Annotated in this window: 17 protein-coding genes and 1 tRNA gene; 5 read left to right on the top strand and 13 right to left on the bottom strand. The window is 42.1% G+C overall.

What is annotated here, in order from left to right; all coding sequences use genetic code 11:
• Positions 1–74: 74 nt before the first annotated feature.
• The 4 genes from putP (at position 75) to RDK53_RS04025 (ending at position 3,660) form a co-directional block, all read left to right on the top strand.
• The gene (gene putP / locus RDK53_RS04040) at positions 75–1,568 is read left to right on the top strand and encodes a sodium/proline symporter PutP (RefSeq protein ID WP_308513407.1); all 1,494 of its coding nucleotides are present in this window, start codon (positions 75–77) and stop codon (positions 1,566–1,568) included.
• A gap of 164 nt (positions 1,569–1,732) precedes the next feature.
• Complete coding sequence (locus tag RDK53_RS04035) at positions 1,733–1,969, top strand: hypothetical protein (RefSeq protein WP_089275764.1); 237 nt, start codon at positions 1,733–1,735, stop codon at positions 1,967–1,969.
• An 84-nt stretch (positions 1,970–2,053) separates the two neighbouring features.
• Positions 2,054–2,144, top strand: a tRNA-Ser gene (locus RDK53_RS04030).
• Positions 2,145–2,346: 202 nt separating this feature from the next.
• Positions 2,347–3,660, top strand: a complete 1,314-nt coding sequence (locus tag RDK53_RS04025; protein WP_308513406.1) for an integrase family protein — start codon at positions 2,347–2,349, stop codon at positions 3,658–3,660.
• 28 nt (positions 3,661–3,688) lie between these two features.
• On the opposite strand, the gene RDK53_RS04020 is transcribed toward RDK53_RS04025, so the two are convergent.
• Genes RDK53_RS04020 through RDK53_RS04005 form a run of 4 tightly spaced genes read right to left on the bottom strand, consistent with a single transcriptional unit; the run spans position 3,689 to position 5,399 of the window.
• Positions 3,689–3,940, bottom strand: coding sequence for a hypothetical protein (locus tag RDK53_RS04020; protein ID WP_308513405.1), 252 nt, complete (start codon positions 3,938–3,940; stop codon positions 3,689–3,691).
• 34 nt (positions 3,941–3,974) lie between these two features.
• Positions 3,975–4,325, bottom strand: a complete 351-nt coding sequence (locus RDK53_RS04015) for a hypothetical protein (RefSeq protein WP_308513404.1) — start codon at positions 4,323–4,325, stop codon at positions 3,975–3,977.
• Positions 4,322–4,729: a hypothetical protein gene (locus tag RDK53_RS04010; RefSeq protein WP_308513403.1), complete on the bottom strand. Its 408-nt coding sequence runs from the start codon at positions 4,727–4,729 to the stop codon at positions 4,322–4,324. The genes RDK53_RS04015 and RDK53_RS04010 overlap by 4 nt, the downstream gene beginning before the upstream one ends.
• A gap of 7 nt (positions 4,730–4,736) precedes the next feature.
• The gene (locus tag RDK53_RS04005; protein WP_308513402.1) at positions 4,737–5,399 is read right to left on the bottom strand and encodes a nucleotidyl transferase AbiEii/AbiGii toxin family protein; all 663 of its coding nucleotides are present in this window, start codon (positions 5,397–5,399) and stop codon (positions 4,737–4,739) included.
• 492 nt (positions 5,400–5,891) lie between these two features.
• Between RDK53_RS04005 and RDK53_RS12255 the strand changes: the two genes are divergently transcribed.
• Entirely contained in the window at positions 5,892–5,984 is a 93-nt protein-coding gene (locus RDK53_RS12255; RefSeq protein ID WP_374041560.1) for an HU family DNA-binding protein, read from the top strand.
• Positions 5,985–6,399: 415 nt separating this feature from the next.
• Here RDK53_RS12255 and RDK53_RS04000 read toward each other — a convergent pair whose 3' ends face one another.
• The 9 genes from RDK53_RS04000 to RDK53_RS03960 form a co-directional block, all read right to left on the bottom strand.
• Positions 6,400–7,509 carry a relaxase/mobilization nuclease domain-containing protein gene (locus tag RDK53_RS04000; RefSeq protein WP_308513401.1) on the bottom strand — a complete coding sequence of 370 codons (1,110 nt, stop codon included), beginning with the start codon at positions 7,507–7,509 and terminating at the stop codon, positions 6,400–6,402.
• A gap of 5 nt (positions 7,510–7,514) precedes the next feature.
• A complete protein-coding gene (locus RDK53_RS03995; RefSeq protein ID WP_308513400.1) occupies positions 7,515–9,365 on the bottom strand; it encodes a DNA topoisomerase 3 in 1,851 nt (616 codons plus the stop codon).
• 14 nt (positions 9,366–9,379) lie between these two features.
• Positions 9,380–10,507, bottom strand: coding sequence for a zincin-like metallopeptidase domain-containing protein (locus RDK53_RS03990; RefSeq protein ID WP_308513399.1), 1,128 nt, complete (start codon positions 10,505–10,507; stop codon positions 9,380–9,382).
• Positions 10,497–10,724, bottom strand: coding sequence for a hypothetical protein (locus RDK53_RS03985; RefSeq protein ID WP_308513398.1), 228 nt, complete (start codon positions 10,722–10,724; stop codon positions 10,497–10,499). Before RDK53_RS03985 ends, RDK53_RS03990 begins: the two co-directional genes overlap by 11 nt.
• Positions 10,725–10,791: 67 nt before the next feature.
• On the bottom strand, positions 10,792–11,214 hold the full coding sequence (locus RDK53_RS03980) for a hypothetical protein (RefSeq protein ID WP_308513397.1): 423 nt from the start codon (positions 11,212–11,214) through the stop codon (positions 10,792–10,794).
• Between the two features lie 39 nt (positions 11,215–11,253).
• The gene (locus RDK53_RS03975) at positions 11,254–13,713 is read right to left on the bottom strand and encodes a type IV secretory system conjugative DNA transfer family protein (RefSeq protein ID WP_308513396.1); all 2,460 of its coding nucleotides are present in this window, start codon (positions 13,711–13,713) and stop codon (positions 11,254–11,256) included.
• Positions 13,706–14,773 (bottom strand): P-type DNA transfer ATPase VirB11, encoded by a 1,068-nt coding sequence (gene virB11 / locus RDK53_RS03970; RefSeq protein ID WP_308513395.1) that lies wholly within the window; start codon positions 14,771–14,773, stop codon positions 13,706–13,708. The genes RDK53_RS03975 and virB11 overlap by 8 nt, the downstream gene beginning before the upstream one ends.
• Entirely contained in the window at positions 14,758–15,012 is a 255-nt protein-coding gene (locus RDK53_RS03965) for a hypothetical protein (RefSeq protein WP_308513394.1), read from the bottom strand. Before RDK53_RS03965 ends, virB11 begins: the two co-directional genes overlap by 16 nt.
• Positions 15,009–15,201, bottom strand: a 193-nt coding sequence (locus tag RDK53_RS03960; RefSeq protein WP_308513393.1) for a hypothetical protein, incomplete at its 5' end; no start/stop codon positions are given. The genes RDK53_RS03965 and RDK53_RS03960, both read right to left, overlap by 4 nt.

Raw genomic sequence — 15,201 nt, 5'->3', positions numbered from 1 at the left:
TTATTGTCCGCTTTTCGATTTGAGGCTCTTTCGATTGTTAATATTTCTTCGATAATTTTGAAAACGTAAATAAAATGTTTAATCCAACCTCAATAACTTTTATTGGCTACCTTATTGTCATGGTAGCAGTAGGCCTTTTTGCGTGGCGCTACACTAAAAATTTCAACGACTACATCTTAGGCGGAAGAAGATTGGGAAGCATTGTCACAGGCCTCTCGGTCGGCGCCTCAGATATGAGCGGATGGCTTTTGATGGGCTTGCCGGGTGCGGTATTTCTTTCCGGCATCTGTGAATCTTGGATTGCCATCGGTTTGGCCATCGGAACATATCTTAACTGGAAAATTGTCGCATCACCTCTTCGCGTTTATACCGAAGTTGCCCATAATGCTCTGACTCTTCCGGATTATTTCACTCATCGCTTTGAAGACAAGAGCAAATTGCTCCGAATTATCTCAGCTTTTGTCATTCTGCTCTTCTTTGCCATCTACTCTGCCTCCGGTATGGTAGCGAGTGCCAGACTTTTCGAAATGGTGTTTGATCTGCCGTACTCAACAGCTCTTATTCTCGGCACGATCGCAACTTTAGCCTATGTCTTCTTAGGCGGTTTCCTCGCTGTAAGCTGGACAGACACTATTCAGGCATCAATGATGTGTTTAGCTCTCATCATTACACCGTTAGCAGTGATGTGGGATCTTGGAGGTTGGACTGCCACCATTAATCAAGTTTCTCAGGTCAGCGCCAATCATTTGAACATGCTTCAAGGCCAAACATTCATTGGTGTAATATCCCTGCTGGCTTGGGGTTTAGGATATTTTGGTCAGCCCCATATTTTGGTTCGCTTTATGGCAGCAAAAGATGCCAAAGTTATGCCTCAAGCATGCCGCATCAGCATGATTTGGCTTATCTTCTGCCTAGGGGGTGCAGTTGCAGCCGGATTCTTCGGAGCTGCTTATTTTGCTGCTCATACCGATGTAGCTGCCCCGGTTATAGCCAATCATGAAAGAGTTTTCATGGTTCTCTCTACTACATTATTCAGCCCATGGATTGGAGGCATTCTTCTCTCGGCTATTCTTGCAGCTGTGATGAGCACCCTCTCCTGCCAACTTTTGGTTTGCTCCTCTGTTTTAACCGAAGATTTTTATAGAGCTTTCATCCGGAATAATGCTTCTCAGAAAGAATTGGTTTGGGTCGGCAGAGCCACCGTTATCGGCGTCAGCCTTGTAGCCATTTTGATTGCATTGGATCCGAACAATCTCGTACTTTCATTGGTTAGCTACGCATGGGGCGGATTTGGAGCTGCTTTTGGTCCCGCAATTATTCTTTCTCTCTTGTGGAAGAAATGCACTAAGAACGGCGTTCTGTGCGGAATCATTGTTGGTGCTCTTACAGTCTTGGTTTGGCACCAAGGTGGTTGGTGGGATCTTTACGAAATCGTTCCGGGATTCGTTTTCTCGGCCCTTACCATTATCGTTGTAAGCCTTTTGGATCCCAACAAACCTTCAAAATCCGTTAGTGATACTTTTGATTATGTACATGAGAAGCTTGAAGAAGCTAAAAAGCTGAATTAATCAAGTTTCCTTACGCCTTTCAACTGCCTCTTGGAAAAACTTCAGAGGCAGTTTTTTTCTGCCATTTTTTAATTAATTCAAAGTTATTTCCTCACTTTGTGTCTCTATACCTCTTGCATGCGGACAAAATGGCTATATTGAACGCACCTATTATGGAGGTTGTTATGGACGACAAGTTAAATACTATAGAGAGAAAAGAATTACCGGATTCAGTTTTTGGCTTACCTGAAAGAAGAGAATATCCAATGCCGGATGCAGCCCATGTTAGAGCCGCTGAGGCGTATTTCAGATACTGCCCGGACGACTTAAAGCCAAAGCTTGCCCGTGCCATTCTTGCTCGTGCTAAAGAATATGGTGTCGATGTTGAAAGTCCAACCGTACTCTCCTACGCTGAAGAATAATCAAAAATTTTTAGCCGTGTTAACTCTCACAGAAATTTAAAACTTGCAGGAGACCGATTTTTATGTATAATTCAGTCTCCTTTCGGAAGGGTGGCAGAGCGGTTGAATGCACTAGTCTTGAAAACTAGCGATGGGTAGCCCCCATCCGTGGGTTCGAATCCCACCCCTTCCGCCATTCTTTTTTTCAGATTCATCAAATAAGTTCCAAAAATCCTTACAATCCCTCTGAAACTCATTGATTTTTAATGTTCTGACTAGTTTGTGTTTTCAAAGTTTATAAATTAAGTTCGCTTGCATAAAGTCACCAAATGGCGACAAAATGGTGACATAAATCATCTTTAGGAAAACCCTAGTCACCATTTTTAAGGATTAACAAAATGGCTTTATCCACGGCTTTACAAATCAAAAATACTAAAGAAGATGGATGGTATGCGATCACAGGTGCCAAAGGTCTCTACTTGCGGGTTGTTGGAGAAAAGAAAAATTATTATTTCCGCTACACCTGCGCTGGTAAAAGAAAAGTCATGGTCATTGGCCCTTGCAACACACTTACCCTTTCTCAGGCCAGAGAAAAAGCATTTGGTCTCCAGCAAAAGGTTAGAGACGGAACAGATCCGGCTGCAGAAAGAAAAGAAAAATTTGCATTCACGAACCAACAGATAGAAAAGAAGAAAAAAGAAAATTCCATATTTAAATTTTTAGCTCTGAAATTTGTGCATGAACGAGCTGTAAATCGCTATTGGAAAAACAATGTTAAGGGTGAAAGAGACATGATTAGTCGACTGACCAATCACATCTTTCCTTTTATCGGGAACATGGACATTAACGAGATAAAACCTGAAAATATAAGAGATCTCATGGTTCCCGTCTGGAGCCGCAGTCCTTCTACATCTTCTAAAATCCTTTGCGATGTTCGGGCAGTTTTTCGTTGGACCATTGCACTTGAATATAGAACAGTTCCTTTTAATCCTGCCGATCTTTCAGGCTCACTTGGAGTCTTACTTGAACCATATAATAAAAATAGAAAAATAGAAGAAACTCACGCAAGCATCGACTTTAAAGAAATTCCTGCCTTTGTAAAAGAAATTTCTTCGCTAATTAGTCCTTCCTCTGAGATGTTGCTTTTATCAATTTTTCTTGCTGCTCGCTCTAAGGCAGTAAGAAATATGAAATGGTCAGATATTGATCTCGAAAATAAGACTTGGACAATTCCCTTAGAAGACGACAAGATTAAAACCGGTAAGACTCGTAACCAAATTTTCTTAAACGAAGCTGCAGTAAATCTTCTAAAAAGAGCAACTAGATTTTTCGAGTGTCCTTATGTTTTTTCTAATTCATACGGCAAACCATTCTCGGACATGGCCATGACCCAAGTCATCCGTAAGGCTCATGCAAGAAAAAAAATCATAGACGGCATAGGTTGGATTGATGAGGAAAAGACCGCTAGAACAGGAATAGAAAGTATCGCAACGCAGCATGGTACAGCCCGTTCAACTTTCAGGACTTGGGCCAAGAGCGATGAATTAGGTAATAACCGAAAATACGATCAGGAGGCAGTTGAACTTTGCCTCCTTCATTCCAGAAACGATCCATACAAAGGCGCATACGATAGATCGAAACTAGAAAAAGAAAGAAGAACGATCATGGAAGATTGGGGCCGATACTGCACTTCCCTACTCGAAGAAGAGTAGTACAAAGAACGTTTGAAGAGGCTGGAGTTTACACTTTCCTTAGAGCGGCAAGATATTCTCTTTCCTCTTCTGACATCGGAATTTTATCAATCATACGCTTCTGGCAATAATCACAAATTAGATTAGCACACAAACTTTTCGTTGATTTTTTTAATCCGTTAAAAGGATCACTCAAAGTTTCCACTATCTTCAAAAAATCCTCGGTACTGATTTCTACAGTTGGAGGCTTGATTGATCTTCTTTCTTCTTCTACAAATTCCGCAACAGTATCCCTAAACATTTTGTCTAATCCTGTCCTAATTCTGTTTGAATCGTCATATCTCCCAAACCTCTCCATTAGGAAGAACTATCTTCCTCTTCGGCAAAGGGGGAACTTCTCCGGGCTCACATAGACCCAAATATAAATGCCAAAAGTTCCATCTCTTGTCATCAAACCATCCTTTTTTTGCGTTTTTAAGAACACTTATAAGAAGGGTTTTATCGAAATTTTCCAACATCAACCTCAGGTCACTCAACGTACCTAAATTCATGACTTGAGCCAAAATAAAGAGCGGATCACACTCTAAAAATACTTCCGGCTTCTCCCACCAGATATACTTCTGGGAAAGTTCCTTCGCTGTCTGTATCTGTTGTTCAGTAAAAACCGGCTTTATTTCTTTTCTCATGCCTTTTCGCTCGAAAGAAAATCCAGCCATTGAAGTCCGTACTCTTTGCCCATAAATTCGCTAATCTTATCCCAATGTTTTAGGTTCTTTAGCACGTAAACTTTTTTAAAAATCTCCGGCGTATAGCTGTCATTGCAAATAAGCTCGTTACGCATTCCTTGAGCATAACCGAAATTTCCTTCCGCCAATAAATCTAGACAGGCCCGGATATGATTAGCAGTATTGAAAGTTCCCTCATGTTCAGGGACGTAAGAATTTTTTTCGATTCCGTAATCACCAAACAAAGAATTTGAAGATTCTCGGACTGTGGGCATCTTCCATTGAATACCGGATTGATGCCAGTCACCGCAAGTTTGCAGGCTGCAGCGTAAATTCAAAGCATGTATGCCGCTTATATATTTCATAAAAACCTCAGCGGTTTTGTTCCAGCTTATTCTTCTCTTGCGTATTATCGAGAAGAAGACCCAGTTTGTCATGCATTGTCAAGAAACTATCGGCAAGTTTATTTTTGTCGATGAGTGGATCCTTTTGAGTTGCAACGAGGTAGTCAAATTGCTCTATACCTTTGTAAGAGAGTACATCACGTATTGTATTTTTGGTTCCGTGGGAAAGCTTATCAAAGTAATTATTGCAAATAAAGCTCAAATCATAGAGATCTCTAATTTTGTCACGACCGTTGTAGGCATTGGCCTTCATTCTGGCTAAGGCATCAATTGAATAAACTTTAATTCCTCCAACAATCTGCCAGTCTTGTTCAGATATTTGTTGGTTTCGGTAAGAGACTTCAATTTTCAAAGGCTTTTCCAATCCGCCGTAATCAATTAGGCACCGTTTTACTGTTGATGTGTCCTTGGCAACTCTCATTGTGAAGCCAAATCGGTCACAAAATCTTCTCGTCAGTTCTTTAATATCTTGTTTGTGACCATCCAAATCAATATCTTCAGAAAATCTGTCTAATCCATAGCAGCGTGATAAGGCAGTTCCTCCTTTTAAAATAAATTGATCGGTTTGTTTGTTCAGTAACAACAAATAACTAATCATGATTTTCTCATGGAGCTCTTTCCCGTCTTTCATTTTTTTATCTTTTTACAAAGGATATTAGTGATGCTTATTGGAAGTATAGAGCTTGTTTTTTGGATCCTTGTTGTTATTGGAAAAGACAAAATCGTCTAGTTGTGTATTGCTAGAATTACCGCACCTACTCTGAGTGCATAACAGAGCAAGGAATTGAGAAGTTGCTGGTTTTCTTCTCAGTCTGTGTAAAAACCAAGCGAAACGGCCCGGAAGTACCAATTCCGAGCCGCCTTATAAGGATGAGATTTATGCACATCTTCTCATGCCTCTAGTATAAAGTGGATTAAGTGTTTTAATTTTTCTTTTCCGGTTAATTATCAATTGTATTGCTTTTGCTTAAGTGAAAACCTCCGAAACACGCCGATCTTCACCTTTTTTCTAAGTGTTCTCGATAGTTATTCAAAAAGAGCTAAGTCGGTTAAGATAGGCCCTTATAAAAGCTCGAGATAAGAGTTCCTAGGACGAATAACCTAATAAGCTGAGGAAACATTTATATCTTTAAATGGAGAACCAATAACCATTCCTGCAGCTAAAGTTGTAAAGTTCCATCCGAGCAAAAAATTCAAAGAAGCTGTCAATAAATAAGAGGAGATAATCGGCATCGGAAAACAAAAAAAGCCGATACAAAACAATCTGTACCGGCTCTGCCAACGCTACTTCTTAACTATTGTTAAGAGCGTTGCTGCTGCCACTATCGAGACAGAGATATGCATGTCAAAGTTGACAAGTACCTCTGCGTTGAAGGATAATTCCTTCAACACGATAAGGAGCAGTAATAGTCGTATAGTTTCAAGTCTCACGACCAACTCCTTATTAACTGAGGCTCTCTGCGTATTCCCGTACGCTTTGAGCCTCGTGTTTTTCTTCCTGCAAGCAACTTAGAGTTTCGTTACTGCAGGGCCTCTGCCTCATATTTCAGAAGCATTCTCATTATTTTTAAGGCTCGGCAATATTAACCTGATTTTTGCCGAAACTGTCGAATGCGTTATTGTTTACAAAATTATCGCTGAGCTCCTCGTTCAAATTTCTTTCTTCTCTTCATTGCTTGCAGCCGGCGAATCTGCTGTGCTCTTTCTTCGTTCATCTTTCTGAGCATTTTCTGCTGTGCACTTTCGACCGGAGAAAGATTGTCGTAATGAATTTTAAGTTTCTTACCCAACTCTCTGTCGGCCTGATTTTGAGAACGCAGAAGCTGCTGAGCCGCACCGTTTGCCAGTCCGATGACTTTCTTTCTCGTTTTTTTAGCTTGAACAATTCCATCCGGATCTTCAATCTCCGCACCAATCTCGAAAGCGTCAGCTATCCGCTGCATTCTCTCTTTCTGATGGTTCAAAAGATTGCGCTTTTTACTCATGGCATAAATCCGTGCCCGCTCTTCATTAGTCATTACACGGTTGCGGGCGACGTGATAATCAGCCTGACTGACAGACTTTATCGTTTTTCCCCGGGACCATCGACGTGTAGCATTAGCTTCGATGCCGTTTTTTAACAAGCATGAAGCAAAATGCTCACGAAGGGCAGCCGTCTCTTGATTGTCTAAATGAAACCTTTTCCCGTCTTTACTAATGGTCCGCAGGAGAATATGACAATGAGGCTGATGAGTTTTTTTGTCATTGCTTTTTAAATGAAAAGCGATTAAATAGTCGTAACCGGAAAGCATATCTTTGGCCCACTGCCGGCAGGATTTCTGAAATTTTTCCTCATCAACTCCCTCGGGCATAGACAGAATAATTCTTCTTGCATGGCCGTATTTTGCTTCACCTTCTCCCATATCTGAAGCAAGTTTCCATTGATAAAGAATTTTTCGGTATTCGGCTTTATCGGTAAAAATCTGCCCGCTCTGATCTTCAACTTCAACATCTCCATGCCGGGCAATGTAATCAGCAGTTTTAATCAGATGAGAATAAGAGCGAACATTGGGTCTTCCCAATCTGATAAAAACTTCGGGTCTTCCGTTTACTACTCCGGCCGCCTTCGTTTTCGACCCGAGGGCCGAAAAGCGAAAAGCAGCAGTCGACTTAACCGTCTCGAACTCTCTTTTGAAACTGCCTTTTGGAGCTCGTGGCGTCGGAAACAAATCTTCTAAAAAAGGGTTGTCTGACAGTTGCATGACGGTTATATCCCGGCTAGTTTTTTAGCTTTTGTAATTTCCTGCAAAATAAACTTTTGCTGGGTGCTGAGAAAATCCTGCAAACTGCCTGCTCCGGCCTCAACATCTTTGAGTTTTCTTTCAAACATGGCAGTCAGAACCGGATTTTTAACAAGTTCAGGAACGACTTTGAGCAATGCAACTCCGACTTCTGTTGCGTTTATTTTTTTCCCTTTAGAGGCTAGATATCCCTTCTTTTTCAGATCAGTAATAATTGCGGCTCTCGTTGCAGGCGTACCAATGCCGTCTCCCTCCTTAAGAAGTTTTTTGTGCTCGGGATTTTCAACGATGGTATGAATTTTTTCCATGGCAGCAATAAGCGTACCCTCAGTAAAATATGCCGGTGGTTTGGTCATATCTTGCTTAACAGAAATGCCCGCTACTGCCGCTCTCTCGTCTTTAGTGACTTTCGGAAGAACTTGAAGTTCTTCTTTTTCCTCTTCTTCGTTGAACCCTTTCCAGCCGGCAACTTTGACTGTTTTCCCGTGAGCGCAAAATTTTTCACCGGCGATATCTAACTCAATAGTCTTAGCCAAGTACTGATGCTCCGGGAAAAATTGGGACAAATAACGTTTAGCAATCAGAAAATAAATTTTCTTTTCTTTCTCATTTAGGGCCTCCCATGAAACGCTCTGACAAGTTGGAATCAGTCCGTGGTGAGCTGTAATTTTTTTATCGTTCCACGTAGAGGACTTAATCGAAGGATTTGCCTTTTTAGCTAAAGCCGATAGCTCCGGAATGCTTTTGCCGACCGCCGCAATCACCGAGGGTGCATCATCAAACTGGCTCTCCGGCAAAAATTGGCAGTCGCTTCTTGGATAAGACGCACATTTGTGATTTTCATAAAGACTCTGACACGTGTCCAAAGTCTCTTGCGCTGAAAAACCAAACTTGTTGGAAGCCTCAAGCTGAATATCAGCTAAAGAATATGCTTTAGGCTGGACTTGTTTTTTGAGAACCTCTTCAGCTTTTGTAATAACACCGCTTTTTGCCTGCTGCAATTTTTGCTTTAAGGCAATTGCGGCCTCTTTGCTTACCAGCCGGCCCGATTCATCTAATCCTTTTTGATTTTCAGCAGCCTTCCAAGTTGTCTTAAAGCTACCCCCTGCGGCTTTAATGTCCGCATTAAAGTTATAAAAAGGGATGCTCTTAAAATTTTTTATAGCAAGATCTCGGCTCGCTACTAATTGCAAAGTAGGCGTCTGAACTCTTCCGACGGCGATAAGTCTGCGCTCCTCACGGCTTGAATGAGCAAGAGTAAGAGCACGGGTCAGATTCATTCCAAGAAGCCAGTCGGCTCTCTGGCGTCCTAAAGCAGCTAATTTCATCCCGTTGTATTTTGAGTTTGGCTGCAGATTCTCAAGACCCTTTCTGATAGATGCAGAATCTTGAGCCGAAACCCAAAAACGAAGAACCGCTTTTTTATTTCCGTAGAACTCTAAAATTTCATCGACTAGAAGCTGCCCTTCCCTGTCGGGATCGCCGCAATTTACTATTGTTTGTGCCTTAGGGATAAGTGTCTTAATAACTTTTAATTGAGCTTTTACGCCTTTGTCAGGCTTGGGAAGAAGTTTCCATTGGACTGGAAATATCGGCAGATCCTCCATACGCCAGATTTTCTTTCCCGTTTTTTTGCTCACCGGTATATCTTCAGCAGTGTATGCGTCCGGTTCTGCCTGCTCAAGCAAATGACCAAAGCACCAAGTGACATAATTTTGTCCGGAGCATTCAATATAACCATTGTTGCCTTTTACAACTCCCAACTCATTCACAATGGCTTTTGCCACCGATGGTTTTTCCGCAATAAATAATCTCACGTTCCTTCCTCCTGCTATCTTTCGCAGCCACAGGCCAATCTTTCTTTTTTCTCACTCACTTCACGGTCAAACAGATTCATTTGATAGGGATTTGAATTGCGTTTCGGTTTATTCAAACTTTGAGCAAGGCTCTGGACGACAACAGCTTTTTCCTCTGCAGAAAAACTCTTATAAATTTTTACAGCTTTTCTTGTCTCGGAATATTCCTCTGCAACTTTAGAAATTTCAGTGGAACTGCCTTCTTCAAGTTTCAGCGACTTATCCAAGCTAAATAGGTAATCTTTGATTTTTTCGGCATCAGCACAAGCTCTAAGAATCTCTCTCGGATCGTCTCTTAACGCTTTAATCCATGAATCAACATAGGCTGCGTGGTTTGACGGATCATGAGAAAGTCCGAGGGTTGATCCGACCATGAAAGAGGAAATTTCTGCTCTGAGTTCTTCTTTAGCATATTCCTCGTCCCCGAAGGATTTTCCGAAAGTTCTGTTCAGTCTTGAACTATGACCGGTCCAGTGTCCTAATTCATGAAGCGCAGTGTCGTAAAAAGCCTCCGCATTAAAGAACTGCTTTCTTTCAGGCAGAACAATCAGATCTTTTGCGGGGTTGTAAAAAGCCCGAGACTGATTTTTTTCTTCAATTTTTGCTCCCGAGGCTTTAAGAAGCTTTTCGGCTGCTTCAACAGGCGTCCAGTCATGCTGAGGTACTTCCAAAGGTTTTATTTTCAGGTTCTCACATTGTCCAACGTTGAAAACCGTAAACGGACATGGGATCATTCTTTCTTTGACAACGATCTCTTCTCCTTCTTTTTCAGGATTTTCGTCCCGAACTTCAAACCTTCCCCAAAAGATGCAAGGGACACCTCTTTCTCCTTTTCTGACCGAGCCTCCTAAGGAGCGTGCTTGATTGAAAGTCACCCAACGGTTATCTTCAAATCCGTTAGAGCACTGCATAGCAAAAAGAAGCATCAGGTTAGAGGCTCGATAGAGTTTTCCGGTTACTGCATTTTGCGGAAGAATAAATTTTGACTCCCAACCTTTTTGCCAAGGAGCGCATCCCTTTTTCAATTGATCTATAAAAAGTTCTGCGACCTCATTGACATAAGCATTGTATTTATTGTGAGTACTGCTTGTTTTATTTGCCATGGTCTTTAGCTCCTTCGGGGACTTGCGCATAAGTTCTTAAGCAAAAATCTTCAAAGAACTTATCTTTCTCTTGGGCAGTAATTGCAGTCTCTTCAAAACAGCCTAAGTCTTCGGCTTCCTTTGCATCAAAAGAAAATTCTTTGGCGGCTGCCGGTTTGCATAAATTTTTAATAAAAACCTTTACAACGATTTTTAATTGTTCTGTTTTATTTACCATATGTCTCACCATTTCCTCAGGATTCATCCGGCATCCCCCGGCTAACCGGACAGCAATTACTCAGCTTTTATCTCTCTTGACCTTTTTGCTGATGTTTTTGTTTAGAGAATTGAATTTCAAGACCCGGCTGATTCAGTGAAACAGCTATGCCCTTGGCTCCAATGACATTTTCTGTCATTGTTTTGCCGTCTTTTCCGGTAAATTGTTTCTCTCTGAGCTCACCACGAACTTCAAGAGTCATGCCTTCTTTGATTCCCGCAGCTATTCTCTTGGCCGAAACTTCGCTGCCGTAATACTGGACAGTGAAGAACTTCGAATCTTTCTTTTCAAAAGTTCCGTCGGCTTTTTTTTCAAATTCCGGCTTGTAAGCTTTAAATTCAACAACAGAAGTCTTCTGTCCGGCTCGTGGACCGGACTTTGGGACAATCTGACTGACTGTGGCTTCCTTGTAAACCACGATGGCATTGTTAAACGGTGTGTAATCGTTCATACGATTCTCCTTTTGTTTTCCGCTTGAGTTAAGAGGTATTTATGCAGACAGCGGACGTCTTGCAGCTCTTCGATATAAATTTTTAGCTTGATTAAAATTTCTAATCTTCTCGGATGCAGACTCAGCAGACTCCTCTGAGTCTTCTTGATAATTTGACGGCTGTGAACCGGCAGGAACCTCGACAAGCTGCTTTTTGATTTCTTCTATAAGGGTTCCCACAAATTTTGCGCACTTATCCTCCGTCCAATCTGTGGTTTCAATATTTGCAGTAACTCTTGCTTCAACTTTTCGCAGCGGAGCCTCTGATTCGTCTTGACTCTCAGGGGAGGAAGTTTCTTCAATTTCAGCAGTAATCTCAACGGACTCAGGCAGCTCCGAGGTCTCGATATCTTTTTTCGTTTCGGCAGAATCAACCAGATCAAACTCTTTCAGTGCACCTAAAAGAGAGTCTTCGGTTTCCTCGTTTTCCTCTGATTCGGTTTGCATCAGCGACTCTAAACCGGCATTTTCTTCAGAGTTGTTTTCCGAAGCGTTGGCTGCCTCCAAAAAGGCTGAGGCATAATTTGTTTGAGCAGCTTGTGAGGCATTTCTTACAACTTCATTTAAGTTTGCGAACGGATTGCTGAAACTTTTTACACCGATTTCATTGGTTACGAGGTTATCCAGATAGCAGTTAATCTGCTCCTGAGACCATTGTGAATCCGGAATGGAGGCCATGTCCGCCGGTAAAGTAGTGTTACCGGTGACAATAGAGTCAGCAGCGTTTTCTTCTTTCAATTCCTCATCAGCGGCAGCACGGATTCTTTGCTCTAACTGAGCGACGAATAAGTTAACGTCCTGAATCGGAATATCCGGCGTTTGCCAATTGGCTCTTTTTGTAAACTCCGGATCTTTGTAATAGCGGATCTTTTTACAAAGAATCGGTTTGGTATTTTCTAAGGTAACAATTTCATTATCTGTTCCGAGTTCCCGAATTTCCTGCGGAAGCATCAGTGCTCTTCTTTGATCAGATTCGCTCGTAGATCCTCCGGATTTCCCGGTAGATTTTGATTTTGACTTCACGGTCTGATAGCCAAGCATTTCTGAATATTCATTCGCATCTGACTGTGTTGCAGGGCTCGGAGCATACATAATCATTAACGCATGATTAGACAGTAAAGTCACGGCTCCGGCTTTTCCGTAAACATCTTCCAACTGAGATTTATTTTGGATAATCGTCAGCAGTCTCATGTTGTAGCCGGCCATGTACGAGACTGCTTGTTTAATCATGTTGACTGTGCCGATGGAAGTCATCTCGTCTAAGAGCACTAAACATTGATATTTCAGCGATTCATCCTGAGAAGGCAGTTTGCGTGTATTTAAATTTAACAGCTGATCAAAAAAGAGATTGATAAGTACTCTGGCATCTTTGAGTTTCGTCGGTTCTATCTTGAAATAGACGCTCATTCTTTTTCTGCGGACTTCCCTTAAGTCAAAATCACTTGCGCTTGTAGCCAAATCCACCTTTGGATTCTGAAAACTTAAAAGTGCGGTGTTAAACGTAGCGACAATACCGGCTAAAGTGTTTTCAGAGTTGCTTAGTACTCGGTTTAAAGCATCGACGCAGTTGTTGGAATAGGGGTGTCCTTTTTCTTGAGCTTCTTTAAGTTTTTCAAGCAGATGCTCTTTAACGGGTTTGCCTTTGCCGGAAGCCTGACGCAGAATTTCACCTAAGGTATTAGGAAGTTCCGGAGTTTCTAATACAAATAAAGCCACGCCTCGGAAGAAGTCTTTGGCATTTTCCGACCAGAACTTATCGTTATTGTTCTCACCGGCGTACAAAGCTTGCCCGATGGCATCAATATCTCCAAGTCTTTCAGCAGGATCATCACTTACGTAATCCAGCGGATTGTAGCGGTGAGTCTTGCCTTCTTCGTCATAGGGTGAAAATAAATAAACCTCCTGCCCGCAAGAATGTCTGAACCCTGACGTGATATCAAAATTTTCTCCCTTGATATCAAGCACCACTAAAGAATCAGAATAGTTTAGGCAGTTGGGAACAACTACACCGACGCCTTTGCCTGAACGGGTAGGAGCAGCCAGAAGGACAAACTGAAAGCCCCCGTAAGTCAAGTAGCGGTCTTTAAATTTGCCGACAAGAATGGTTTTATCTAAGCCTTTTTCCGGATCAATTAATCCTGCTTTTTTAACTTCAGCTATGGTTGCAAATCGGGCTGCACCGTGCAAAGCTCTTTTGTCTTTTGTTAAGACAATGAGAGCAGCAGCACCGGCAAGAATTATCCAAGGAAAGAAAAAGAAGAAATTTACAGCCAGACGGACCCATTTATATGTACTGTCCCGATAGAGCATCCAATACTGAACAATCGTCCACGGCCGGGACAGTGATATCGGCAGTCCGAAAATTTGCATAAAGATAAAACTGGACACCCAATAGAACAAAACCAGTAAAAAGATTCCGGCAAAAATACCGAAGAGGACTTTCTTCCATGCATCACTCATGGCTCACTCCTTTATTTAAAGGATCGGCATAGAAAATTTCAGTGATATGCCTTCCGTCACGATGGTCTCTGTGAACGTGCACAATAACGTCGATGACCTGATGCAGAAGTTTTTGAATGACCTCATAAGGTAACTGTCTTCCAGTATTCGACTGCAGCACTTTAAGAGCCAAGTATTCAAAAACCTGCTCACAACTGCCGGCGTGGCAGCTTGTTATTGAGCCTGCGTGACCGGAAAGACATATGTTTAGAAAATCATATGTTTCTCCGCCTCGAAGTTCAGCTAGCAAAATCCTATCGGGTTTCATTCTCAGACAAGATCTCATGAGACTGGCAGCTGTCACACTGGAGTCTTCAGTTGCCTCGGAAGGATAAAAAAGATTGACCTGATTGCCGTGTTTGGGTAGTCCGTAAAGCAGCTCGGGAACGTCCTCAATTGTGATAATTCTCTGTGAGGACGGAATATGCTGCATTAACGCCTTCATAAAAGTCGTTTTGCCGGAACCGGTCTCTCCGGCGATAATGATTGTCTTTGCGCACTTAACGCATTCAACCAGAAACTCGGAACGGCTGGAAATTCTTAAGGCTTCATCCGGATGAAAAAGATTTTCATAGAGATCGTGCAGTTTCTGTGCATTCGGATCAACGCTGTCGGATTTTCTGATTTTGTTGAAAAAACCGCTTTTTTTGTAATCTTCTATCTCGATTACCGAGCGGGAAATTTTTCTGACCGTAAGGCTCACTGTTCCGCTTTTACAAGCCGGAGGCATTACGAATTGGGCTCGTTCACCGTCCGGCAGTTCTACTGATAGGACAGGATTACCGCTATCGAAAACTTTATTTTCACCTCCGAAAACTGCAGCCGCATTGCCCAAAGAAAGAAGATAGTCGTATGTAACTGCCGGATCTTCAATCTTGGCCCATCCCCCCGACTCTTCAACCCACACAATCCCCGGAGAGTTAACGGCAACTTCTGTAATATCGCTTCTGTCTAAATACTTCTGCAAAGCTTTTTTTAATAAATTTCTAAGAACTGCATCGTGGGCTATTGCTCTTCCCATGCTGTCCTCCTTTTCTTCTTATTTTCAAATGCCTGTCTTTGACTTCCTGTTTCAAAGGGTTTTCTCAAAGCAGGCGTATAATCAACGGCAAGATAAATGTCCTCGAGCGACTTGGTGTGCTGAAGTTCGGCTTGTTTTTCTTCAGTTGACAGTAGATTAGAGGGTGATGTTGCCGAAGCATCAGGGGCGGGGAAGATGAGCGCACCCGCCACGTTTATCCCTGCTTCTCTTTCCGTCATCTTTGCATTCCTCCGGTTCTTTTCTCGACAACGGCAGCCTTTGGAAGAGGTTTTCCTGCCTGTTCCAACTCAACGAATTTTCTGTAGAGAGTTTTTATTTCCGGTTCGGCATCCGCTATCTTGGAGTACTTGAAGTTCATGGCCTTAACGTGTTCTGCCAACACTTTCATTCCTTCCGGAGACAATTTC

Origin of the sequence: uncultured Turicimonas sp., assembly GCF_902477955.1 — a bacterium.
Classification (GTDB): domain Bacteria; phylum Pseudomonadota; class Gammaproteobacteria; order Burkholderiales; family Burkholderiaceae_F; genus Turicimonas.
The sequence above is the reverse complement of the archived record's forward strand: the minus strand, read 5'-3'. Positions and strand labels throughout refer to the sequence as shown.